We start from the raw sequence: 22,366 nt of genomic DNA on the forward strand, positions 1-22,366 counted from the left end.
CTCCTGATCATGCGTATTAGCCTGTAAACCATGTTCCCGGTTTGAAATGTAAACGATGTCTTCGGTTTGTACCCGGGGCAAGCCCGCTCCCACAGGTATTGCACTGAACCTGAGGGCAGCGGAGTACCTATGGGAGCACAGGTATTGCACTGAACCTGAGGAAAGTGGAGTACTTGTGGGAGCGGGCTTGCCCCGCGAAGAGGCCGTCAAATCCATACCGCATCCCAATGCGGATAATCGCCAGCACGGCGAACCAACCCCGCTCTTATGGGATTGGCAACGATGTACCTGGCCACGTGCACAACATTCTCCTCACGGCGCAAGGCATGGTCCTGATAGCCCTGTTGCCATACCTTCCGGCGCGGCATGCCGAGTTGATAAAGAGCATGACTGCTGCGCGACTTGAACCTGCGCATCAAGCAGCACAACGTGCCACTTCGTAATTCGATCAGCCAATGAACATGGTCGGGCATGACCACCCAGGCCAGGGATCGGCAAAGTCCATCGAGCTCGGTTTGCCTCAGTTGATGGATCACGCAGCGGGCTAACTGGAAGTGGGTGAAGATCCGTTTGCGCTCGTGAGTGACGGTGGTCAGCAAATAGAGCCCGCCAGGCTGAGACAAGCGGCCACGGCGCAGTAGGTGGGATTGGGCACGGTCCATGTGTTGCTCCCTTTGAAGATTCAGGGAAACACTAGGTCAGCTGGTGTCAGCACGAGGTGGGCAATGGTTGCTGGATGTTGGGTGGCAGTGCCGGCCTATTCGCGGGTGTACGACCGCTCCCACAGGTATTGCACTGAACCTGAGGGCAGCGGAGTACCTGTGGGAGCGGGCTTGCCCCGCGAATGGGCCGCAAAGCGGCCCCATCAATATCAGGTGCGGAACCGGGCCACCAGCCCATTCAAGTCCACCGCCAACCGCGACAGCTCTGCGCTCGCCGCGCTGGTCTGATGCGCGCCGGTCGCGCTCTGCACCGACAAGTCGTTGATGTTCACCAGGTTGCGGTCAACCTCACGCGCCACCTGGGCCTGCTCTTCCGCCGCGCTGGCGATTACCAGGTTACGTTCGTTGATTTGCGCGACCGCACCGGCAATGGTATCCAGCGCCATGCCTGCGCCACGGGCGATGTTCAGCGTCGACTCGGCGCGCTCGGTGCTGGTGCGCATCGATTCTACCGCCTCTTCGGTACCGCCCTGGATGCTGCCGATCATCCGCTCGATTTCGCTGGTCGACTGCTGGGTGCGGTGCGCCAGTGCGCGCACCTCGTCCGCCACCACGGCAAAGCCACGGCCTGCTTCACCGGCCCGGGCCGCTTCGATCGCGGCATTGAGTGCCAGCAGGTTGGTCTGGTCAGCAAGGCCACGGATCACATCCAGCACTTTGCCGATGTCGCGCGATTGTTCGGCCAGGTGGGTGATCAGTTTGGCAGTGGATTGCACATCGCCGCTCATGCGCTCGATGGCACTCACCGTTTCCAGCACCAGGTCACGGCCGTCGCCGGTCGAGCGGCTGGCTTCGCTTGAGGCTTCCGAGGTGCTTACAGCGTTACGCGCCACTTCTTCGACGGCGCTGGTCATTTCGGTAACCGCTGTGGCGGCCTGCTCGATCTCGTTGTTCTGCTGCTGCAGGCCACGCGCGCTTTCGTCGGTAACGGCGTTCAGCTCTTCGGCAGCCGACGCCAGCTGGGTGGCGGAGCCGGCGATCAGTTGCAGGGTGTCGCGCAATTTGTCCTGCATGCGCGCCATCGCGCGCAGCAGGCGCGCGGCTTCATCGGTGCCTTCGGCGCGGATGGTATGGGTCAGGTCACCGTCGGCAATCTGCTCGGCAGCCTGCAAGGCTTCGTCTATGGGTTTGACGATGCTGCGGGTCAGCAGCAACGCGCAGACGAAGGTCAGCACGGCCGCGGCGATCAGCAGGCCGATCACCAGGGCGAATGCCGCGGCGTACTGGCTGGCGGCGGTTTCGTTGGTGGCGCGGGTTTGGTCGGTGTTGATCCGCACCAGGGTGTCCATAACCTTGTTGATCTGCTCGGAGTTGGCCAGCAGGTCGCGGTTGAGCAGGTCACGCAGTTCGTCGGTGCGGTTGGCCTGGCTCAGGCTGCGCATGCGCGACTCCAGCTGGCGGTACTGGTTGAGCAGTTCGCTGTACTGGTCGAAGGCAGCCTGTTCGTCGGCCGCGCCGATCATCGGCAGGTAGGCTTGGCGGGCGCGGTCGATCTGGGCGTTGCGCTGGTCCAGCAGGTTGAGGGTGTCGCGCTGGGTTTCCGGCTCGCGGTTGAGCAGCAGGCGGTAGGAAAGCGTGCGCATGCGCAGGTTGAGCGAGGTCAGCTCATCGAGGGTCTTGATGCTGGGTACGCTGATGTTCTCGATGGCGACGCCCGCCTGGCGGATGTTGCCCATCTGCATCAGCGCGAAAATACCAAGGCCGAGCATGAGCAGGCCGATCAAGGCGAAACCGAGCAATGCGCGCGGGGCGATGTTCATGTTGCGTAGAGACATGGGGGGAGGAATCCAGGCAAGGGAGGAAGGCGCAGTCCGTGCGACAAAATATGACTTGCCTGGCTATCGGTCGTGACCGGCCAGTCTTGAGCGTGAGCGCGCAAATAGGTGAGCCAGCTATCTATTTACCTGACCGGCGGTTGACCCAGGCCGGAACAAGGGGCGGGATACCCTGTCAATCTTCGGGCTAAGAAACCTTGTGAATCCGTTATTTAATGGCGATGGCTCGCGCTTTTCTTTATCGTGTGCGCCCTTTGCAACAACCTGAGATATACCCATGCTGGAAGCCTCCCTGAATCAAATCGAGCAACTGGTCAGCGACCTGATGCAGAAAAACGCTCAACTCACCGAGCAGAACACCACCCTCGGCCAGGAACTGGCCCAGGCCAAAGAAGAAAACGAAACCCTGCAACTGTCGCTGATGGAGCAGGAAGAAAAGAACGGCGCCACCGCCGCGCGTATCCAGGCGCTGGTTGAGCGCGCCAGTGCAGGTGTCGTCAACGCATGAGCCTGCAAGCGCAGCCGGTCAATGTCGTGTCGATCCTTGGCAGCGACTATTCGATCAAGGCGCCCGAAGGCCAGGAAGAAACCCTGGCACAGGCGGTGCGGATGCTGAACACCGCCCTGGCCGAGACCAAGCGCTCGTACCCGACCCTGATCGGTGACAAGCTGCTGGTGCTGGCTGCGCTGAACCTGTGCTCCAAGCAGGTTGAGCTGCAGAAGGAGCATCAGCAGACGCTTGCGCGCACCCAGGCGCAGATCGACGCCACGGTGGACGCTATTGTTCGGACAATTGCCGAGCAATAAAAAGCACCCTGCTAACCCTGTGGGAGCAGCCTGGCCGGGACGCCGGACCGCTCCCACAGTTGTTTTTGGTTGTCTCAACTCACTGGAATAACTGCATACGTAAGTGTATACACTTTCCCCAAAACAATAATTGGCGGGGAGCAGGGGCATGCGTATCTGGCGTCGGAGTATCCAGTGGCAGTTGATCGCGAGCATGGGCGCGGCCCTGCTGGCCAGCATTCTGGTAGTAGTCGTTATCTTCACGGTGGCACTCAACCGCCTGACCGACCGCTACCTGGTCGACACGGCGCTGCCGGCCAGCATTGAAGCTATCCGCAACGATATCGAGCGCATGCTCGGCCAGCCGCTGGTGGCGGCGGCGGATATCGCCGGCAACACGCTGCTGCGTGACTGGCTGGTGGCCGGTGAAGACCCTGCAGAAGCGCCACGCTTCGTCGAGTACCTGCAAGCTGCCAAACAGCGCAACCACGCCTTCACCACCTTGTTTGTTTCTACCGAAACCGGCCATTACTACAACGAGAATGGCCTGGACCGTACCCTCAGCCGTGAGAACCCCAAGGACAAGTGGTTTTACGGCTACATCGATGGCGGCGCCGAGCGCCTGATTAATATCGACATCGACGGTGCCACGGGCGAGCTGGCGCTGTTCATCGACTATCGGGTGGAAAAGGACGGCAAGCTGGTCGGCGTGGCAGGCATGGGCCTGCGCATGACCGAGCTGTCGAAACTGATCCATGACTTCAGCTTTGGCGAGCACGGCAAGGTGTTCCTGGTTCGCAATGATGGCCTGATCCAGGTGCACCCTGACAACGCCTTCAGCGGCAAACGCCAACTGGTCGAGCAGCTCGATGCACAAGCGGCGAAAGCGGTGATGACCGGTGACCAGGGCTTGCGTACCAGCCGCTTCACCCGCGACGGAGAACGCTATCTGGCGTTAGGCCTGCCGCTGCGTGACCTGAACTGGACCTTGGTCGCCGAGGTGCCTGAGGCCGAGATCTACGCGCAGATGCACCAGGCGGTCTGGCTTACCACTTTGATCGGTGGTGGCGTGGCGGTGCTCTCGCTGCTGTTGGTGGTGCTGCTGGCACGCGGGCTGGTGCGGCCTATCCGCCGCGTCACTGCCGCGCTGGTACAGATTGGCAGTGGTGCAGGTGACCTCAGCCATCGCCTGGATGATTCACGCCAGGACGAACTGGGTGACCTGGCCCGTGGGTTCAACCGTTTTCTCGACAGCCAGCGCGGCCTGATCGGCGAGGTGCTGCGCACAACCGAGCGCCTGCACCGCGCGGTGGAGCAGGTGACCCGGGTTGTGGACAACACCGCCGACCGCTCCGGTCGACAGCAGGAAATGACCGAAATGGTCGCCACCGCCGTACACGAAATGGGCCTGACCGTGCAGGACATTGCCCGTAACGCCGGCGATGCTGCGCAGGCCTCGCAGGCGGCGCGCGACGAAGCCCTGCAGGCGCGTGAGGTGGTGCGGCATTCGATTCAGGGTATTGAAGGCATGTCGGGCGATATCGGCAAGGCGGCGGAAGCGGTCACTCAGTTGGCCGAGGAAGTCGCCTCGATCGATGAAGTGCTGGCGGTGATCCGCAGCATTTCCGAACAGACCAACCTGCTGGCGCTCAATGCCGCCATTGAAGCTGCACGGGCAGGGGAGATGGGGCGTGGCTTTGCCGTGGTTGCGGATGAGGTACGCACCTTGGCCCGGCGCACACAGCTGTCCACCGATGAAGTGCAGCAGATGATCCAGCGCCTCAAGCAAGGCGCCGGTTCAGCAGTGACGTCGATGCAGGCGGGGCAGCTGGCGACCGGCAGTGGTGTGCAGTCGAGCCAGCGTACGGGGGCGTCCTTGGGGGCGATCACCGACCAGGTGGAGCACATCAGCGACATGAACCATCAGGTGGCCACGGCAACTGAAGAGCAGTCGGCGGTGACCGAAGAGATTAACCGCACGGTGCAGGGGATTTCTGATTTGGCCAGGGAAACGGCGGCGGAAGTGCAGGGGTGCCGGGAGGAGTGCCAGGCGTTGCGTGGCTTGGCGGATGACCTGGCGCGGCAGATGGGTGGGTTCAAACTCTAGATTGCTGGGGCCGCTTTGCGGCCCATCGCCGGCAAGCGCGGCTCCCACCCCGACCGCACAAGATTCAAGCCATGCGCGATATCTGTGGGAGCCGCGCTTGCCGGCGATGGGCTGCGCAGCAGCCCCAGCAATCCCTCAGCCAATAATGATCGTGCGGATATCGGCCGCCAGTTCCCGCACCCGCGCTTCCTCGGTATCCCACGAGCACATGAACCGGGCCCCGCCGCTACCGATGAATGTATAGAACCGCCAGCCCCGGCCACGCAGTGCCTCGATGGCTGGCTCGGGCATCTGCAGGAACACCCCGTTGGCCTCCACCGGGAACATCAGCTCTACCCCCGGCAAATCACTCACCAACGACGCAAGCAACTGCGCGCAATGGTTGGCGTGGTTGCCATGGCGCAGCCAGGCGCCGTCTTCCAGCAGCCCGACCCAAGGCGCCGACAGGAAGCGCATTTTTGAAGCCAGCTGCCCGGCCTGCTTGCAGCGGTAGTCGAAGTCTTCGGCCAGCTGCCGGTTGAAGAACAGGATCGCCTCACCCACCGCCATGCCGTTCTTGGTGCCGCCAAAGCACAACACATCGACACCGGCCTTCCAGGTCAGCTCGGCCGGGCTGCAGCCGAGAAATGCGCAGGCATTGGTAAAGCGCGCGCCGTCCATGTGCAGGTTAAGGCCCAGCTCCTTGCACGTTGCGCTGATTGCCCTGAGCTCGTCGGGGCGGTACACGGTGCCTACCTCGGTGGCCTGGGTGAGGGTGACCACGCGGGGCTTGGGGTAGTGGATATCCTGGCGCTTGAGCGCCACTTCACGGATCGACTCCGGCGTCAGCTTGCCATTTACGCTGGGCGCGGTGAGCAGCTTTGAGCCGTTGGAGAAGAACTCCGGTGCGCCGCATTCGTCGGTTTCGACGTGGGCGGTCTCGGAGCAGATGACGCTGTGGTAGCTCTGGCACAGCGAGGCCAGGGCCAGGGAGTTGGCGGCGGTACCGTTGAAGGCGAAGAACACTTCGCAGTCGGTTTCGAACAGCTTGCGAAAGTATTCCGATGCACGCTCGGTCCACTGGTCGTCGCCGTAGGCGCGGTCGTGGCCCATGTTGGCCTTGGCCATGGCTGCCCAGGCTTCGGGGCAGATGCCGGAATAGTTGTCGCTGGCGAATTGTTGGCTCTTATCTGTCATGACACGGTCCTGTGAACGACGCAGAACAGCACTCTAAACCATCGATTCAGCGGTTGCCTATACAACTGTGTAGCGGTTGATTTTATCGTTTGTTCACACCGGCCCTATCGCCGGCAAGCCGGCCCCCACAATGGCCCAGGCGCCTAAGGACTCTGTGGGAGCCGGCTTGCCGGCGATAGGGCCGGTGTGATCGACACCAATGGCAATGTCGTAAACGCGCCATTGCAAGGCGTGCGCAGGCATCTGACCCACCCCGGCCAGTCATACCATCGCCACAAAGGGCCACAGTGCCTTACAGACAAGAAACGATCGCTGCCGGGAGAAACACGATGTTCAGCAAGCAAGACCAGATCCAGGGTTATGACGACGCACTGCTGGCGGCGATGAATGCCGAAGAACAGCGCCAGGAAGATCACATCGAGCTGATCGCCTCGGAGAACTACACCAGCAAGCGCGTGATGCAGGCCCAAGGCAGCGGCCTGACCAACAAATACGCCGAAGGCTACCCAGGCAAGCGTTACTACGGCGGCTGCGAACACGTCGACAAGGTCGAAGCGCTGGCCATCGAGCGCGCCAAGCAGCTGTTCGGCGCCGACTACGCCAACGTCCAGCCGCACTCCGGCTCTTCGGCCAATGGCGCGGTCTACCTGGCCCTGCTGCAGGCCGGTGACACGATCCTTGGCATGAGCCTGGCCCACGGCGGCCACCTGACCCACGGCGCCAAGGTGTCGTCCTCGGGCAAGCTGTACAACGCTGTGCAGTACGGCATCAACACCGATACCGGGCTGATCGACTACGACGAAGTCGAGCGCCTGGCGGTAGAGCACAAACCGAAGATGATCGTTGCCGGCTTCTCGGCCTACTCCAAGACCCTCGACTTCCCACGCTTCCGTGCCATCGCCGACAAGGTGGGTGCGCTGCTGTTCGTCGACATGGCCCACGTTGCCGGCCTGGTTGCCGCTGGTCTGTACCCCAACCCGATCCCGTTCGCCGACGTGGTCACCACCACCACCCACAAGACCCTGCGCGGCCCACGTGGCGGCCTGATCCTGGCCAAGTCCAACGAAGAGATCGAGAAGAAGCTCAACGCTGCCGTGTTCCCGGGCGCCCAGGGCGGCCCGCTGATGCACGTCATCGCCGCCAAGGCCGTGTGCTTCAAGGAAGCGCTGGAGCCTGAGTTCAAGAGCTACCAGAAACAGGTCATCGAAAACGCCCAGGCCATGGCCCAGGTGTTCATCGACCGCGGTTACGACGTGGTGTCCGACGGTACCGACAACCACCTGTTCCTGGTCAGCCTGATCCGCCAGGGCCTTACCGGTAAAGATGCCGACGCCGCCCTGGGCCGCGCGCACATCACCGTCAACAAGAACGCCGTGCCGAACGACCCGCAGTCGCCGTTCGTCACCTCCGGCCTGCGCATCGGCACCCCAGCCGTTACTACCCGCGGCTTCAAGGTCGCCCAGTGCGTGGCACTGGCCGGCTGGATCTGCGACATCCTCGACAACCTCGGTGACGCCGACGTCGAAGCCGATGTGGCGAAAAACGTCGCCGCCCTGTGCGCAGACTTCCCTGTTTACCGCTGAGTGGAGTAAACGACCATGCAACGCTACTCGGGCTTCGGCCTCTTCAAACACTCCCTCAGCCACCACGAAAACTGGCAGCGCATGTGGCGCACGCCGACCCCTAAAAAGGTCTACGACGTGGTCATCGTTGGCGGTGGCGGCCATGGCCTGGCCACGGCCTATTACCTGGCAAAGGAACACGGCATCACCAACGTCGCGGTGATCGAGAAGGGTTACCTGGGCGGCGGCAACACCGCCCGTAACACCACCATCGTGCGTTCCAACTACCTGTGGGACGAGTCGGCGCACCTGTACGAACATGCCATGAAGCTGTGGGAGGGCTTGTCCCAGGACATCAACTACAACGTGATGTTTTCCCAGCGTGGCGTCTACAACCTGTGCCACACCCTGCAGGACATCCGTGACTCCGAGCGCCGCGTCAGCGCCAACCGGCTGAACGGCGTCGATGGCGAGCTGCTCAATACCGCCCAGGTTGCAGCTGAAATCCCGTACCTGGACTGCTCGAAGAACGCCCGTTACCCGGTGCTCGGCGCTACCGTTCAGCGCCGTGGTGGCGTGGCCCGTCACGACGCCGTGGCCTGGGGCTACGCCCGTGCTGCAGACGCTTTGGGCGTAGACCTGATCCAGCAGACCGAAGTGATTGGTTTTCGCAAGGAAAACGGCGCGGTCATCGGTGTGGAAACCAACAAGGGCTTTATTGGTGCCAAGCGCGTCGGTGTGGTCACTGCGGGCAACTCCGGGCACATGGCCAAGCTGGCCGGCTTCCGCCTGCCGCTTGAATCGCACCCGCTGCAAGCCCTGGTGTCCGAGCCGATCAAGCCGATCATCGACAGTGTGATCATGTCCAACGCCGTGCACGGCTACATCAGCCAGTCCGACAAGGGCGACCTGGTGATCGGTGCCGGTATCGACGGCTGGGTCGGCTACGGCCAGCGTGGTTCGTACCCGGTGATCGAGCACACCCTGCAGGCGATTGTCGAGATGTTCCCCAACCTCTCGCGCGTGCGCATGAACCGCCAGTGGGGCGGCATCGTCGACACCTCGCCGGACGCCTGCCCGATCATCTCCAAGACCCCAGTCAAGAACATGTTCTTCAACTGCGGCTGGGGCACCGGTGGCTTCAAGGCCACCCCGGGCTCGGGCAACGTCTTCGCCGCCAGCCTGGCCAAAGGCGAGATGCACCCGCTGGCTGCGCCGTTCTCCATGGACCGTTTCTACAACGGCGCACTGATCGACGAACACGGCGCCGCCGCCGTCGCCCACTAACCGGAGACACCGTCATGTTGCATATTTTCTGTCCCCACTGCGGCGAGCTGCGCTCCGAAGAAGAGTTCCACGCCTCTGGCCAGGCGCACATCGCCCGCCCGCTGGACCCTGCCGCCTGCTCCGACGAGGAGTGGGGGACCTACATGTTCTTCCGCGACAACCCGCGCGGTATTCACCATGAACTGTGGGACCACGTTGCCGGCTGCCGTCAGTACTTCAACGTTACCCGCGACACCGTGACCTACGAAATTCTGGAAACCTACAAAATTGGCGAGAAGCCGCAGGTGACCGCCAACGGCAAGCAGAGCAGCGCACCGTCGACCGTCAAAGGCCAAGGGGAAAAAGTATGAGCCAGACCTATCGCCTCGCCAGCGGCGGCCGTATCGACCGCAGCAAGGTCCTGAATTTCACCTTCAACGGCAAGACCTACCAGGGTTATGCCGGTGACAGCCTGGCTGCCGCGCTGCTGGCCAACGGCGTCGACATCGTCGGCCGCAGCTTCAAGTACTCGCGCCCCCGCGGCATCATCGCCGCCGGTACCGAAGAGCCGAACGCCATCCTGCAGATCGGCTCCAGCGAAGCCACCCAGATCCCCAACGTGCGTGCCACCCAGCAGGCGCTGTACGCAGGCCTGGTGGCTACCAGCACCAACGGCTGGCCGAACGTCAACAACGACGTCATGGGCATCCTCGGCAAGGTCGGCGGCAGCATGATGCCGCCGGGCTTCTACTACAAAACCTTCATGTACCCGAAATCGTTCTGGATGACTTACGAGAAGTACATCCGTAAAGCGGCAGGCCTTGGCCGTGCGCCGCTGCAGAACGACCCGGACAGCTACGACTACATGAACCAGCACTGCGACGTGCTGATCGTCGGCGCCGGCCCTGCCGGCCTGGCTGCCGCGCTGGCCGCTGCACGCAGCGGTGCGCGGGTGATCCTCGCCGACGAACAGGAAGAGTTCGGTGGCAGCCTGCTCGACAGCCGCGAAACCCTCGACGGCAAGCCGGCCGCCGACTGGGTGAATGCCGTGGTCAAGGAGCTGGAAAGCCTGCCGGAAGTGACCCTGCTGCCACGCGCCACGGTCAATGGTTACCACGACCACAACTTCCTGACCATTCACGAGCGCCTCACCGACCACCTGGGCGACCGCGCCCCGATCGGCCAGGTGCGCCACCGTGTGCACCGTGTGCGCGCCAAACGCGTGGTGCTGGCCGCCGGTGCCCACGAGCGCCCGCTGGTGTACGGCAACAACGATGTGCCGGGCAACATGCTGGCCGGCGCTGTCTCTACCTATGTGCGCCGCTACGGCGTGGCACCTGGCCGCAAGCTGGTGCTTTCGACCAACAACGACCACGCCTACCGCGCCGCGCTGGACTGGCACGACGCTGGCCTGCAGGTGGTCGCCATCGCCGATGCCCGCCACAACCCGCGTGGTTCGCTGGTTGAAGAGGCCCGTGCCAAAGGCATTCGCATCCTCACCTCCAGCGCCGTGGTCGAGGCCAAAGGCAGCAAGCACGTCACCGGCGCCCGCGTGGCGGCCATCGATGTACAGGCACACAAGGTGACCAGCCCAGGCGAAACCCTTGAGTGCGACCTGATCGCCACTTCCGGTGGTTACAGCCCAATCGTCCACCTGGCTTCGCACCTGGGCGGCCGCCCGGTATGGCGTGATGACATTCTTGGCTTCGTGCCGGGTGATGCCCCGCAAAAGCGCGAGTGCGTCGGCGGCATCCACGGTGTGTATGCCCTGTGTGACGTGATTGCCGATGGTTTCGAAGGCGGCGCACGCGCAGCCACCGAAGCCGGTTTCAAGGCCACCGTTGGCACCCTGCCAAAGACCGTTGCGCGCAAGGAAGAGGCCACCGTAGCGCTGTTCCAGGTACCGCACGACAAAGGCAGCAAAGGGCCGAAGCAGTTTGTCGACCAGCAGAACGACGTGACGGCCGCTGGCATCGAACTGGCCACCCGTGAAGGCTTCGAGTCGGTCGAGCACGTCAAGCGCTACACCGCGCTGGGCTTCGGTACCGACCAGGGCAAGCTGGGCAATATCAACGGCCTGGCCATTGCCGCCCGTTCGATCGGCATCACCATCCCGGAAATGGGCACCACCATGTTCCGCCCCAACTACACGCCGGTGACCTTCGGCGCGGTAGCGGGCCGCCACTGTGGCCACCTGTTCGAGCCTGTGCGCTTCACTGCCCTGCATGCCTGGCACGTGAAGAACGGCGCCGAGTTCGAAGACGTCGGCCAGTGGAAGCGCCCGTGGTACTTCCCGAAAGCCGGTGAAGATATCCACACCGCCGTGGCCCGCGAATGCAAGGCCGTGCGCGACAGCGTGGGCCTGCTGGACGCCTCGACCCTGGGCAAGATCGACATCCAGGGCCCGGACGCGCGCGAGTTCCTCAACCGCATCTACAGCAACGCCTGGACCAAGCTTGACGTGGGCAAGGCCCGCTACGGCCTGATGTGCAAGGAAGACGGCATGGTCTTCGACGACGGCGTGACCGCGTGCGTCGGCGACAACCACTTCTACATGACCACCACCACCGGCGGCGCCGCGCGCGTGCTGCAGTGGCTCGAGCTGTACCACCAGACCGAATGGCCGGAAATGAAGGTGTACTTCACCTCCGTCACCGACCACTGGGCCACCTTGACCCTGTCCGGCCCCAACAGCCGCAAGCTGCTCAGCGAGCTGACCGACGACATCGACCTGGACAAGGAAGCCTTCCCGTTCATGACCTGGAAGGAAGGCACTGTCGGCGGCGTGCCGGCGCGTGTGTTCCGTATTTCGTTCACCGGTGAACTGTCGTACGAAATCAACGTTCAAGCCAACTACGCCATGGGCGTGCTGGAAAAAGTCATCGAGGCCGGCAAGCAGTTCAACCTGACCCCATACGGCACCGAGACCATGCACGTACTGCGTGCCGAGAAGGGCTTCATCATCGTCGGCCAGGACACTGACGGCTCGATGAACCCCGACGACCTGAACATGAGCTGGTGCGTGGGCCGCAACAAGCCGTTCTCGTGGATCGGCCTGCGTGGCATGAACCGCGAAGACTGCCTGCGCGAGAACCGCAAGCAGCTGGTGGGCCTCAAGCCTGTGGACCCGACCAAGTGGCTGCCGGAAGGCGCCCAGCTGGTGTTCGACCCCAAACAGCCAATCCCGATGGACATGGTTGGCCACGTCACCTCCAGCTACGCCTCCAACTCCCTGGGCTATTCGTTCGCCATGGGTGTGGTCAAGGGCGGCCTCAAGCGCATGGGCGAGCGTGTTTATTCGCCGCAGGCCGATGGCAGCGTGATCGAGGCCGAAATCGTGTCTTCGGTGTTCTTCGATCCGAAGGGTGAGCGGCAGAACGTTTGACTCCGGGCCCTGTGGTGAGTCGTCTGGCCCTATCGCCAGCAAGCCGGCTCCCACAGGTTCGATGCAGTTCTGAAGGTAGGTGCGGTCCCTGTGGGAGCCGGCTTGCCGGCGATGAGGCCGGTAAACACACCCTGCAAGCTGCGTCGTATCGACGACCAAGAATTCAAGGCAGGTAACAAATGAGCGCTATCAACGTCTTCCAGCAAAACCCCGGCGCCGAAGCCAAGGCCCAGTCGCCGCTGCACCACGCCGACCTGGGCAGCCTGGTTGGTAAAGGCCGCAAGAACGCAGGCGTGACCCTGCGCGAGAAGAAATTCCTCGGTCACCTGACCCTGCGTGGCGACGGCCACAACCCGGAATTCGCCGCAGGCGTGCACAAGGCCCTGGGCCTGGAGCTGCCGGTGGCCCTGACCGTGGTCGCCAACAACGAGATGTCGCTGCAGTGGCTGGGCCCGGATGAGTGGCTGCTGATCGTGCCTGGCGGCCAGGAGTTCGCCGTCGAGCAGAAGCTGCGCGCGGCCCTCGAAGGCCAGCACATCCAGGTGGTTAACGTCAGCGGCGGGCAAAGCCTGCTGGAGCTGCGCGGCCCGAACGTGCGCGAAGTGCTGATGAAATCCACCAGCTATGATGTGCACCCGAACAACTTCCCGGTGGGCAAGGCCGTCGGCACCGTGTTCGCCAAATCGCAACTGGTGATCCGCCGCACCGCCGAAGACACCTGGGAGCTGGTGATTCGCCGCAGCTTCGCCGACTACTGGTGGCTGTGGCTGCAGGACGCTTCGGCTGAATACGGCCTGAGCATCGAAGCTTAAGGAGAGCAGAACATGAGTCGGGCACCGGATACCTGGATTCTCACCGCCGACTGCCCGAGCATGCTCGGCACCGTCGACGTGGTGACGCGTTTCCTCTTCGAGCAGCGCTGCTACGTGACGGAGCACCACTCCTTCGATGACCGGCAGTCGGGGCGCTTCTTCATTCGCGTCGAATTCCGCCAGCCAGACGATTTCGACGAGGCCAGCTTCCGCGCCGGCCTCGCCGAGCGCAGCGAAGCGTTCGGCATGGCCTTCGAGCTGACCGCGCCCAATCACCGCCCCAAGGTGGTGATCATGGTGTCCAAGGCCGACCACTGCCTGAACGATCTGCTGTACCGCCAGCGCATCGGCCAGCTGGGCATGGACGTGGTCGCGGTGGTGTCCAACCACCCCGACCTCGAACCCTTGGCGCACTGGCACAAGATTCCCTACTACCACTTCGCACTCGACCCCAACGACAAGGCCGGGCAAGAGCGCAAGGTGCTGCAGGTGATCGAGGAAACCGGCGCCGAACTGGTCATCCTTGCCCGTTACATGCAGGTGCTGTCACCTGAGCTGTGCCGGCGCCTGGATGGCTGGGCGATCAACATTCACCACTCGCTGTTGCCGGGGTTCAAGGGCGCCAAGCCTTACCATCAGGCGTACAACAAGGGGGTGAAGATGGTCGGGGCGACTGCGCACTACATCAACAACGACCTGGATGAAGGGCCGATCATTGCCCAGGGGGTCGAGGTGGTGGACCACAGCCATTACCCCGAAGACCTGATTGCCAAAGGGCGTGATATCGAGTGCCTGACTTTGGCGCGGGCGGTGGGGTATCACATCGAGCGGCGGGTGTTCCTCAACGCCAACCGGACTGTGGTTCTGTAGCGGTCTCTCGGGCCTCATCGCCGGCAAGCCGGCTCCCACAAGTAATGCGCCAGGCTTGAGGCCTGTGGTTTACCTGTGGGAGTCGGCTTGCCGGCGATTAGGCCTAGCCAATTTCCACTGCCGTAAAAAGGCATCCCCCTGTCGTTTTCAGTCAGCGCATTTGGCCCCATCAGGCCCACAATTCCCTGCATTCCAGTAACACATGCCGCCCATGGATGGCGGCGCTTCAACCAACGCTGCATAAATAAAAACCAAGCGAGGTAAAAGCAATGTCTGGCAATCGTGGAGTGGTATATCTCGGCGCCGGCAAGGTCGAAGTGCAGAAGATCGACTACCCGAAAATGCAGGACCCGCGCGGCAAGAAAATCGAACACGGCGTCATCCTCAAGGTGGTTTCCACCAACATCTGCGGCTCCGACCAGCACATGGTCCGTGGCCGCACCACTGCCCAGGTCGGCCTGGTACTGGGCCACGAAATTACCGGTGAAATCGTCGAACTGGGGCGCGATGTAGAACGCCTGAAAATCGGCGACCTGGTGTCGGTACCGTTCAACGTTGCCTGCGGCCGCTGCCGCTCGTGCAAAGAGATGCACACCGGTGTCTGCCTTACCGTCAACCCGGCCCGCGCCGGTGGTGCCTATGGCTATGTCGATATGGGCGACTGGACCGGTGGCCAAGCCGAATATGTGCTGGTGCCGTATGCCGACTTCAACCTGCTGAAACTGCCGGACCGCGACAAGGCCATGGAAAAGATCCGTGACCTGACCTGCCTGTCCGACATTCTGCCGACGGGCTACCACGGCGCCGTGACTGCGGGCGTAGGCCCAGGCAGCACCGTCTATGTTGCCGGTGCCGGCCCGGTCGGCTTGGCCGCTGCGGCCTCCGCCCGCCTGCTGGGCGCCGCCTGCGTGATCGTCGGCGACCTCAACCCGGCCCGCCTGGCCCACGCCAAGTCCCAGGGCTTCGAAGTCGTCGACTTGTCCAAGGACACCCCGCTGCACGAGCAGATCATCGACATCCTTGGCGAGCCTGAAGTGGACTGCGCCGTGGATGCGGTCGGCTTCGAAGCCCGCGGCCATGGCCACGAAGGGGCCAAGCACGAAGCCCCAGCCACCGTGCTGAACTCACTGATGCAGGTGACCCGCGTTGCTGGCAGCATCGGTATACCAGGCCTGTACGTAACCGAAGACCCGGGCGCGGTCGATGCCGCCGCCAAGATCGGCGCGCTGAGCATCCGCTTCGGCCTGGGCTGGGCGAAGTCGCACAGCTTCCACACTGGCCAAACCCCGACCATGAAGTACAACCGCCAGCTGATGCAGGCGATCATGTGGGACCGCATCAACATCGCTGAAGTGGTGGGCGTGCAGGTGATCAACCTGGACCAGGCGCCGGAAGGCTATGGCGAGTTTGATGCAGGTGTGCCGAAGAAATTCGTGATCGACCCGCACAAGATGTGGGGTGCGGCTTGATGCCCTGAGGTAATGAAAAGCCCCTCATGTTGAGGGGCTTTTTTCTGCTTGTACGCTTGGTTGTTGCACAGCGAGTACCGATCCTGGGGTATCGGTGGCAAGCAAGGCGCTGCCTCTCGTCGGGTCCGCGCTCAGCTCTGCCAGCGGTAATGCACCGTTGCGGAAAATGGCGAGAAGCTGGTTACCTTCCTGCACGGAAACGATCTGATTGGCTTGATAGAAGAAACGCGTTCGTTTCGCTGCTGTAGACATGATTCAGTCCCTCTCGCACTGGTTTTAAATGGTCTGCTTGACGCCTATTTTGAACAAACGCAGGGATTTTCCTACTGGCAGAAATAACAGTTTTGCAGCCTCCCTCAGTACTTATTCATAACTTGTAGAAGCGGGCTCGCCCGCGAAGAGGCCAGCCCTGCAAACCGATTACTCAGCGGACCATGCCCAACTCGGCATCATCCAGCAGCGCCTTGGCCATCGCGCTCAGGTAGTGGGAAGCCCATATCAGTTGCTGGTCGCCTTCCATCACGCCTGTGAGGGTCAGTTCTCTGCCGGCTGGTCGGGCCTCATCGCGGGTGAACCCGCTCCTACAGGCCCTGCGCTGGCATTTGCCATGCGCTGCACGTGTAGGAGCGGGTTTACCCGCGATGAGGCCCGACCAGCCAACAAATGGCTCGAGCCTTAGTGCCGAATTCGCGGCTGAGCCGGCATCTGCACCTGGATCAACGCCGCCTCAAGCAACACCCGCAGCGCTTCAAGTTCGTGCATCGTAGCCATCATCAAGATCGAAACCGGCGACTTGGGCTGCAGCAGAATCGCCTGCTGCGTGACGGTTTTGGCGCACAGCGCGTAGTCCGTGGCCTGGATCAGGGTGTCTTCTAGGGAATGGGAGATATGGGGTGGATCGGGGACCATCTTAAGCATTGGTTTTTTCTCGATAGGGGCCACCACCCGTTGCTGTCAAACAAGAGGGTGGCAGCTGTGCATGGGTTGACAGACCGGTAGAAAAAGCCAAAAAACCCGGCGCACACGAAGTGCCCCATACACAGCAGCCATCGAGGGCAAAAGCCATGAGGATTTTCTGGTCGGCCTGTCAAAGCCGGTCGATGATTTGGCAACGACCGCCCGAGACTATGGCTCAACCCAGATCACCGCAATGGCTTAAGCGGCCTAGGACTGTAATTCAGAAACGTCCTACAGGTAATGAGAATTATCGGAAGATCAGAGGGGAATAGGTGTAGCGAGCATCCGCTACGCCTATACCGGTATAAGTCCCACAGCTTCCATTCGACTAGGCCAGGCTATAAGTCAGCAAACTAGAGCAGGCGCGGATGGGTCTCAAAATATTCAATGCACGGCCCGATTGAGTATCACAAGGTATGAATTTTTATTGGTTTCTTACGCTAGGCATCGCCGAACTGGCAGGGATGCTTTGAGTTTGCATCGTACTATCAGTATTGCTTTGAGTTGACTTGTATGCAATTAGTTTACTTTTGTGTGTTTCTGCGATTTCGATTTTTTGTTCGTAGTGAACGACTCTATCCATTTTTTTTGATGCCTTTTTTTCAAGGCGTTGAATCAGCCATGGGTCGAATTTACGCCGTCTTGCATCGGAAAGGTTTCCTGATGCAAGGCTGTAACCGACTCGTGCTGAATCTAGTCTTCCCGATTGTGTCTTGATGTAGGTGCCGGCCTGTTTGATTGCGGCATCGAGTTTGATTAATTGCTGTTTAATTTGAATGGTTTTCGCTTGGTCTGAGATGTCAGATTGAGAAATCTTACTTATCTTGTTTTCTATATTGGGAAGGGTGGATGCTGAGGGTTTTGAAGAAATTCTCCTGCCGAAGAAATTTATACTCAATTGGCCAGATGGATCAGTAAAGTTTATAGGATCTCCTGCGCAATAAGCATACGAATTAATCCCGCCTTCACCGAAGGGGCTTAGACTGTCTGGGCTAAGAAAGCGTGCTATTGAGGTGTGAAAAAGCCGATGCCCGTTGCCTAATGGATATGTCTGAGAAATGGGGTCTTGCCACTGCCCATTAAAGCCGAGCAACGCTACCATTTGCCCGACTGCCAAATGGCCGTAGGGTGAGTAAGCCGCTGACTCTGACCGAGCTCCTAACACTGAATTTGTGTGGGAGACTTGTAATATTCTAGCTTCTCCTGCTGTTCCCAGCTGAGCCAGAACCGTATCGTTTGCCAAGAGCATGTGTTGACTGCCTTGCAAAGAAACTTCTGTTGCCAAGCGTTTGTTCTGGTAGAAATGTTTGACGTTAAGGGGGGCAGGGTTGGCTGCCGGTCGCTTTGAATCGTCTGAATTTCGCTCGTTGGTGCTCAATACGGATGTCATGATAGCTATCCCTAAGCAGAAGAGTGGTTGGTGTACTCTGCCCGTCTACTCAAGTGGCAACAACTGGCAGTTTTATCAGGTACCGAACGGTCAGGAACAAACTACCGAGCTACCAGTCAAATCCCTCGTTTCCCAGGCCATCCCGGCCCACGAGGTCCCATTCGATGAAAGCTCTCACCCTGGCAACCCTGATGACCCTGGCCGCAAGCCCGGTGTTCGCCTTCAACCTCAGCGATGCCGCCAACGCTGTGTCGGCCATGCAGAACCAGAAGCAGCAGGGCCAGGTGCAGGCGCCCGAGGCGCAGGCCAATTTGCTCAATACGCTGGGCAGCGAACTTAAGATCACGCCGGAGCAGGCCGTGGGCGGGGCAGGGGCGATGTTGGGGCTGGCGCGCAATAACTTGAGCGCTGACGATTACGGCCAATTGACCAAGGCCGTGCCTGGGCTGGACCTGCTGTCGGGCGCCAATGCGCTGGGCGGGTTGAGCGGGTTGGGTGAGCTGCTGGGCAAGAACAGCGAAAGCCAGTCGGCGTTGAGCAATGCGCTGGGCAATGACGTTGAAAACCGCAGCGACCTGGACAGTGCGTTCAAGGCGTTGGGGATGGATACCGGCATGATCGGGCAGTTTGCGCCGTTGATTCTGCAGTACCTGGGCCAGCAGGGGATTGCCGGGTCGTTGTTGCAGAACCTGGGGAGTTTGTGGACTACGCCGGCGCCGTTGGCTCAGCCTTCGGTCTGAAGGGTATGCAGGGCCGCTGCTGGCCCTATCGCCGGCAAGCCGGCTCCCACTGGGTACTCACCGACTTCAAGTGCAGCGGTGAACCTGTGGGAGCCGGCGTGCCGGCGATGAGGCCGGTGCAGCCAGCACGTATTACCAGTCAGGCGGCTTCGGAGAAGTCCACCAGGCTAGCCGGGCGACGGAAGCCGGCAGTCAGTACCGCCAGGTACGCAAGCCCCAGGGCGAACCAGCATAGGCCAATCACCAATGTCAGCGCCGACAGGCTGGTCCACAGCCACAAGGTCAGGCTCAACCCCACCAGCGGCACCACGCCATAGCACATCAGGCCCTTGAGGTTACGCTGTGCGCTGTCATCCATCAGGTGGGTTTTCACCACTGCCAGGTTCACCGCCGAGAACGCCACCAACGCGCCAAAGCTGATCAGCGAGGCGAGGGTGGCCAGGTCGATCACCAACGCCAGCAACGAGAACGCCGACACCAGCAAGATGGCGAACACCGGTGTGCCAAGGCGTGGCGAAAGGTGGCCGAAGGTACGCTGCGGCAGCACCCGGTCACGGCCCATGGTGTAGAGGATGCGCGACACCGCTGCCTGGGAGGCCAGGGCCGAGCCGAGGCTGCCGGCCACATAGGCGGCAGTGAAGAAGTTGGCCAGGAACTGCCCGCCCGCCTTGAGCATCACCTCGTTGGCGGCCGCATCGGCATTGGCGAAGGTGCTGCCCGGCAGTACCAGCTGGCTCACGTAAGCCAGTACGGTGAACAAGAGGCCGGCGAACAGCGTGGTGAGGATGATCGCTCGGGGCACGTCGCGGCGGGCGTTGCGGCTTTCCTCGGCCAGGGTGGACACAGCATCGAAGCCCAGGAACGACAGGCACAGTACCGCCGCGCCGGCCATCAGCGGGCCGAAGCCGGGGGCGCTGCCATCACCGCTCAGCGGCGCCAGCAAGTCCAGCGGCTGGCCGTTGCCCAGGCCCTGCCACGACAGCGCGACGAACACGCCGATGAAGACGATCTGCGCGCCGACGATCACGTTGCTGGTCTTGGCCACCGAATTGATGCCAACCACGTTGAGCACGGTCACCAGGGCGATGGAGGCGAGCACGAAGGCCCAGGCGGGAACGGCTGGGAAGGCGATGTTGAGGAACAGGCCGATGAGCAAGTAGTTGATCATCGGCAGGAACAGGTAGTCGAGCAGCAATGACCAGCCCGCCAGGAAGCCTATGTTCTGGCCGAACGCCATGTTGGTGTAGGAGTACGCCGAGCCCGCGACCGGGAAGCGTTTGACCATGAAACTATAGGACGCAGCGGTAAACAGCATGGCCAGCAGCGTGACCAGGTAGGCCCCAGCGGTGCGGCCGCCGGTGAGTTCGGTGACGATGCCGTAGGTGGTGAAGATGGTCAGCGGGACCATGTAGACCAAGCCGAAAAACACCAGGGCGGGCAGGCCCAGGACGCGGCGAAGCTGGGGCGGGGCGGAGCTAGGTTGGTTGGCCATTGATCGATCCAGGCTTTTTTGTAGTTGTGCTTTGATCGATTTTTATCCGCTAGGCCGGATGATGACAACGAAGTAATTCTAATGCCGATTATTAGCGTGGCTTTTAATGGTGGTTGTGCAGTGCCTGTGCCGGCCTCATCGCGGGTAAACCCGCTCCTACACGCTTGTGGTGTCCTTGTAGGAGCGGGCTTGCCCGCGATGAGGCCCGATCAGGCGGCGCAGATTTCAGCCAATCTCCGCCCGAAGTTTCTCTATTCGCTGATCCTTCTCCAGCCACAACTGGTTCACCCAAGCCTGCACCGTCTGCCGGAACGCAGGGTCACTTTCGTAATCCCCACCCCACAACGCCGGGTCCAGCTCACGCACCTGAATGTCGATAATCACCCGGCTAATGCTGCCATTTAACAAATCCCAGAACCCGGGCGCCTTGTCGCCGGGGTAGACGATGGTCACGTCCAGCAACGCATCCAGCTGTTCGCCCAGCGCCGCCAGCACAAAGGCCACCCCCCCAGCCTTGGGCTTGAGTAGGTGACGGTAAGGCGATTGCTGCTCCTGGCGCTTGGCTTCGGTAAAGCGGGTGCCTTCAAGGTAATTCACTACAGTCACCGGCTGGCGCTTGAACAGTTCACAGGCCGCCTTGGTGATTTCCAGGTCCTTGCCCTTGAGCTCGGGGTGCTTTTCCAGAAACGCCTTGCTGTAGCGCTTCATGAACGGGTAATCCAGCCCCCACCAGGCCAGGCCCAGCAGCGGCACCCAGATCAGCTCCTTTTTGAGGAAGAACTTGAAGAACGGCGTGCGACGGTTGAGGCTCTCGATCAGCGCGGGAATATCCACCCAGGTCTGGTGGTTGCTCACGGCCAGGTACGAAGTGTCCTTGCGCAGGTTCTCGACGCCGCGGATGTCCCATTGGGTCGGGATACACAAGGCAAAAATGGCCTTGTCGATTTCCGACCAGGCTTCGGCGACCCACATTACGGCAGCGGAGGCGTAGTCACGCCACCGGCCCGGCAACACCAGTTTGAGCAGGGCGAAGACCAGCAGCGGGCAGATCATCACCACCGTGTTGATCAGCAGCAGGGTGGTCGTAAGAATGCCGGTAAGCAGGTGACGCATAGGGAAACTCTTGTTGTGGGTAATAAACGGGCGGCAATGATAAGCAGCGCCGCTGCCTACGCCAAATGTCCAATGCCCAGCGGCCGGGACAAATGTTTCACAGTGTGTTGATTACCCTTGTGACAGCGAACCTATCCTGCTTGCACAGTCTAAGCACTCACCACCCTCAAGGAAGCCTGCCTGTGAAACCGATGCTTGCCCTGTTGTCGCTGTTGGCGCTGCCGGTAATGGCCGCAGAACCCACGCTGTACGGCCGCTACGAGAACATTGCCCTGCCCGAGCTTGGCGAAACCCTGAAGGCCAAGATGGACACCGGCGCCTATACCGCATCGCTGTCGGCCAAGGACATCGAGCGTTTTACCCGCGATGGCGATGATTGGGTGCGCTTCCGCCTGGCGACCAAGGACGCGGACGGCAAAGTTTACGAGCACAAGGTTTCGCGCATCAGCAAGATCAAGAACCGCGCCGATGAAGAAGATGAGGGTGATGCGCCCGAGCTTTCACGCCGGCCCGTGGTCGACCTCGAGCTGTGCCTGGGCGACGTGAAGCGCACGGTGGAAGTGAACCTGGTGGACCGCAGCAGCTTCAACTACCCGCTGCTGGTGGGTGCCAAGGCCCTGCGCGAATTCAAGGCCGCCGTGAACCCGGCCAAGCGCTTTACCGCAGGCAAGCCTGACTGCTGAACAGCAGCCGCAAGCTTGAAGCAGCAAGCTGCAAGTACCATCAGATCAGTGTAAGTTCACG

The 22,366-nt window shown here is 61.4% G+C and carries 20 protein-coding genes and 2 pseudogenes; 13 read left to right on the plus strand and 9 right to left on the minus strand.

Going from position 1 to position 22,366, the window contains the following annotated elements:
* Positions 1–206: 206 nt before the first annotated feature.
* A complete protein-coding gene (locus tag ACFY68_RS18845; protein ID WP_387530265.1) occupies positions 207–662 on the minus strand; it encodes a transposase in 456 nt (151 codons plus the stop codon).
* A 209-nt stretch (positions 663–871) separates the two neighbouring features.
* Positions 872–2,497 carry a methyl-accepting chemotaxis protein gene (locus ACFY68_RS18850; RefSeq protein WP_387530268.1) on the minus strand — a complete coding sequence of 542 codons (1,626 nt, stop codon included), beginning with the start codon at positions 2,495–2,497 and terminating at the stop codon, positions 872–874.
* 277 nt (positions 2,498–2,774) lie between these two features.
* Here ACFY68_RS18850 and ACFY68_RS18855 point away from each other — a divergent pair, with 277 nt between their 5' ends.
* The 4 genes and pseudogenes from ACFY68_RS18855 (at position 2,775) to ACFY68_RS18870 (ending at position 5,390) form a co-directional block, all read left to right on the plus strand.
* Entirely contained in the window at positions 2,775–3,005 is a 231-nt protein-coding gene (locus ACFY68_RS18855; RefSeq protein WP_346613576.1) for a hypothetical protein, read from the plus strand.
* Complete coding sequence (locus ACFY68_RS18860; protein ID WP_027594303.1) at positions 3,002–3,304, plus strand: cell division protein ZapA; 303 nt, start codon at positions 3,002–3,004, stop codon at positions 3,302–3,304. Before ACFY68_RS18855 ends, ACFY68_RS18860 begins: the two co-directional genes overlap by 4 nt.
* Positions 3,305–3,497: 193 nt before the next feature.
* Positions 3,498–4,526: pseudogene (locus ACFY68_RS18865) on the plus strand (cache domain-containing protein); the annotation flags it as partial.
* A gap of 135 nt (positions 4,527–4,661) precedes the next feature.
* A complete protein-coding gene (locus ACFY68_RS18870; protein WP_387530529.1) occupies positions 4,662–5,390 on the plus strand; it encodes a methyl-accepting chemotaxis protein in 729 nt (242 codons plus the stop codon).
* A 135-nt stretch (positions 5,391–5,525) separates the two neighbouring features.
* On the opposite strand, the gene ACFY68_RS18875 is transcribed toward ACFY68_RS18870, so the two are convergent.
* On the minus strand, positions 5,526–6,566 hold the full coding sequence (locus ACFY68_RS18875) for a low specificity L-threonine aldolase (RefSeq protein WP_387530272.1): 1,041 nt from the start codon (positions 6,564–6,566) through the stop codon (positions 5,526–5,528).
* Between the two features lie 329 nt (positions 6,567–6,895).
* Here ACFY68_RS18875 and ACFY68_RS18880 point away from each other — a divergent pair, with 329 nt between their 5' ends.
* From ACFY68_RS18880 to fdhA, 7 genes are all read left to right on the plus strand, one after another.
* On the plus strand, positions 6,896–8,149 hold the full coding sequence (locus ACFY68_RS18880) for a serine hydroxymethyltransferase (protein WP_346613581.1): 1,254 nt from the start codon (positions 6,896–6,898) through the stop codon (positions 8,147–8,149).
* Between the two features lie 15 nt (positions 8,150–8,164).
* A complete protein-coding gene (locus tag ACFY68_RS18885) occupies positions 8,165–9,415 on the plus strand; it encodes a sarcosine oxidase subunit beta family protein (RefSeq protein WP_346613582.1) in 1,251 nt (416 codons plus the stop codon).
* A gap of 14 nt (positions 9,416–9,429) precedes the next feature.
* Positions 9,430–9,765, plus strand: coding sequence for a sarcosine oxidase subunit delta (locus tag ACFY68_RS18890; RefSeq protein WP_274100462.1), 336 nt, complete (start codon positions 9,430–9,432; stop codon positions 9,763–9,765).
* Complete coding sequence (locus ACFY68_RS18895; RefSeq protein WP_387530277.1) at positions 9,762–12,779, plus strand: sarcosine oxidase subunit alpha; 3,018 nt, start codon at positions 9,762–9,764, stop codon at positions 12,777–12,779. The genes ACFY68_RS18890 and ACFY68_RS18895 overlap by 4 nt, the downstream gene beginning before the upstream one ends.
* A gap of 179 nt (positions 12,780–12,958) precedes the next feature.
* Positions 12,959–13,591 (plus strand): sarcosine oxidase subunit gamma, encoded by a 633-nt coding sequence (locus ACFY68_RS18900; RefSeq protein WP_387530280.1) that lies wholly within the window; start codon positions 12,959–12,961, stop codon positions 13,589–13,591.
* Positions 13,592–13,603: 12 nt separating this feature from the next.
* The gene (gene purU, locus ACFY68_RS18905; protein WP_346613585.1) at positions 13,604–14,461 is read left to right on the plus strand and encodes a formyltetrahydrofolate deformylase; all 858 of its coding nucleotides are present in this window, start codon (positions 13,604–13,606) and stop codon (positions 14,459–14,461) included.
* 269 nt (positions 14,462–14,730) lie between these two features.
* On the plus strand, positions 14,731–15,930 hold the full coding sequence (gene fdhA, locus ACFY68_RS18910) for a formaldehyde dehydrogenase, glutathione-independent (protein WP_125857155.1): 1,200 nt from the start codon (positions 14,731–14,733) through the stop codon (positions 15,928–15,930).
* 24 nt (positions 15,931–15,954) lie between these two features.
* Here the strand turns inward: fdhA and ACFY68_RS18915 are convergent, their stop codons facing one another.
* The 4 genes and pseudogenes from ACFY68_RS18915 to ACFY68_RS18930 form a co-directional block, all read right to left on the minus strand.
* Positions 15,955–16,182: a hypothetical protein gene (locus ACFY68_RS18915; protein WP_387530284.1), complete on the minus strand. Its 228-nt coding sequence runs from the start codon at positions 16,180–16,182 to the stop codon at positions 15,955–15,957.
* A 172-nt stretch (positions 16,183–16,354) separates the two neighbouring features.
* Positions 16,355–16,474 (minus strand): annotated as a pseudogene (locus ACFY68_RS18920) (DUF3077 domain-containing protein); the annotation flags it as partial.
* Positions 16,475–16,605: 131 nt separating this feature from the next.
* Entirely contained in the window at positions 16,606–16,848 is a 243-nt protein-coding gene (locus tag ACFY68_RS18925) for a hypothetical protein (protein WP_387530287.1), read from the minus strand.
* A 463-nt stretch (positions 16,849–17,311) separates the two neighbouring features.
* Complete coding sequence (locus tag ACFY68_RS18930; protein ID WP_387530290.1) at positions 17,312–18,277, minus strand: RHS repeat-associated core domain-containing protein; 966 nt, start codon at positions 18,275–18,277, stop codon at positions 17,312–17,314.
* A 164-nt stretch (positions 18,278–18,441) separates the two neighbouring features.
* Here ACFY68_RS18930 and ACFY68_RS18935 point away from each other — a divergent pair, with 164 nt between their 5' ends.
* Positions 18,442–19,017 (plus strand): DUF2780 domain-containing protein, encoded by a 576-nt coding sequence (locus ACFY68_RS18935; protein WP_387530293.1) that lies wholly within the window; start codon positions 18,442–18,444, stop codon positions 19,015–19,017.
* Between the two features lie 139 nt (positions 19,018–19,156).
* On the opposite strand, the gene ACFY68_RS18940 is transcribed toward ACFY68_RS18935, so the two are convergent.
* Positions 19,157–20,509: an APC family permease gene (locus ACFY68_RS18940; protein WP_387530295.1), complete on the minus strand. Its 1,353-nt coding sequence runs from the start codon at positions 20,507–20,509 to the stop codon at positions 19,157–19,159.
* Positions 20,510–20,734: 225 nt separating this feature from the next.
* Positions 20,735–21,622, minus strand: a complete 888-nt coding sequence (locus ACFY68_RS18945) for an acyltransferase (protein WP_387530298.1) — start codon at positions 21,620–21,622, stop codon at positions 20,735–20,737.
* Positions 21,623–21,804: 182 nt separating this feature from the next.
* Between ACFY68_RS18945 and ACFY68_RS18950 the strand changes: the two genes are divergently transcribed.
* Positions 21,805–22,305, plus strand: coding sequence for an ATP-dependent zinc protease (locus ACFY68_RS18950; protein ID WP_346613593.1), 501 nt, complete (start codon positions 21,805–21,807; stop codon positions 22,303–22,305).
* Positions 22,306–22,366 lie beyond the last annotated feature (61 nt).

The organism is Pseudomonas sp. NPDC012596 (genome assembly GCF_042902325.1).
Lineage (GTDB): Bacteria > Pseudomonadota > Gammaproteobacteria > Pseudomonadales > Pseudomonadaceae > Aquipseudomonas.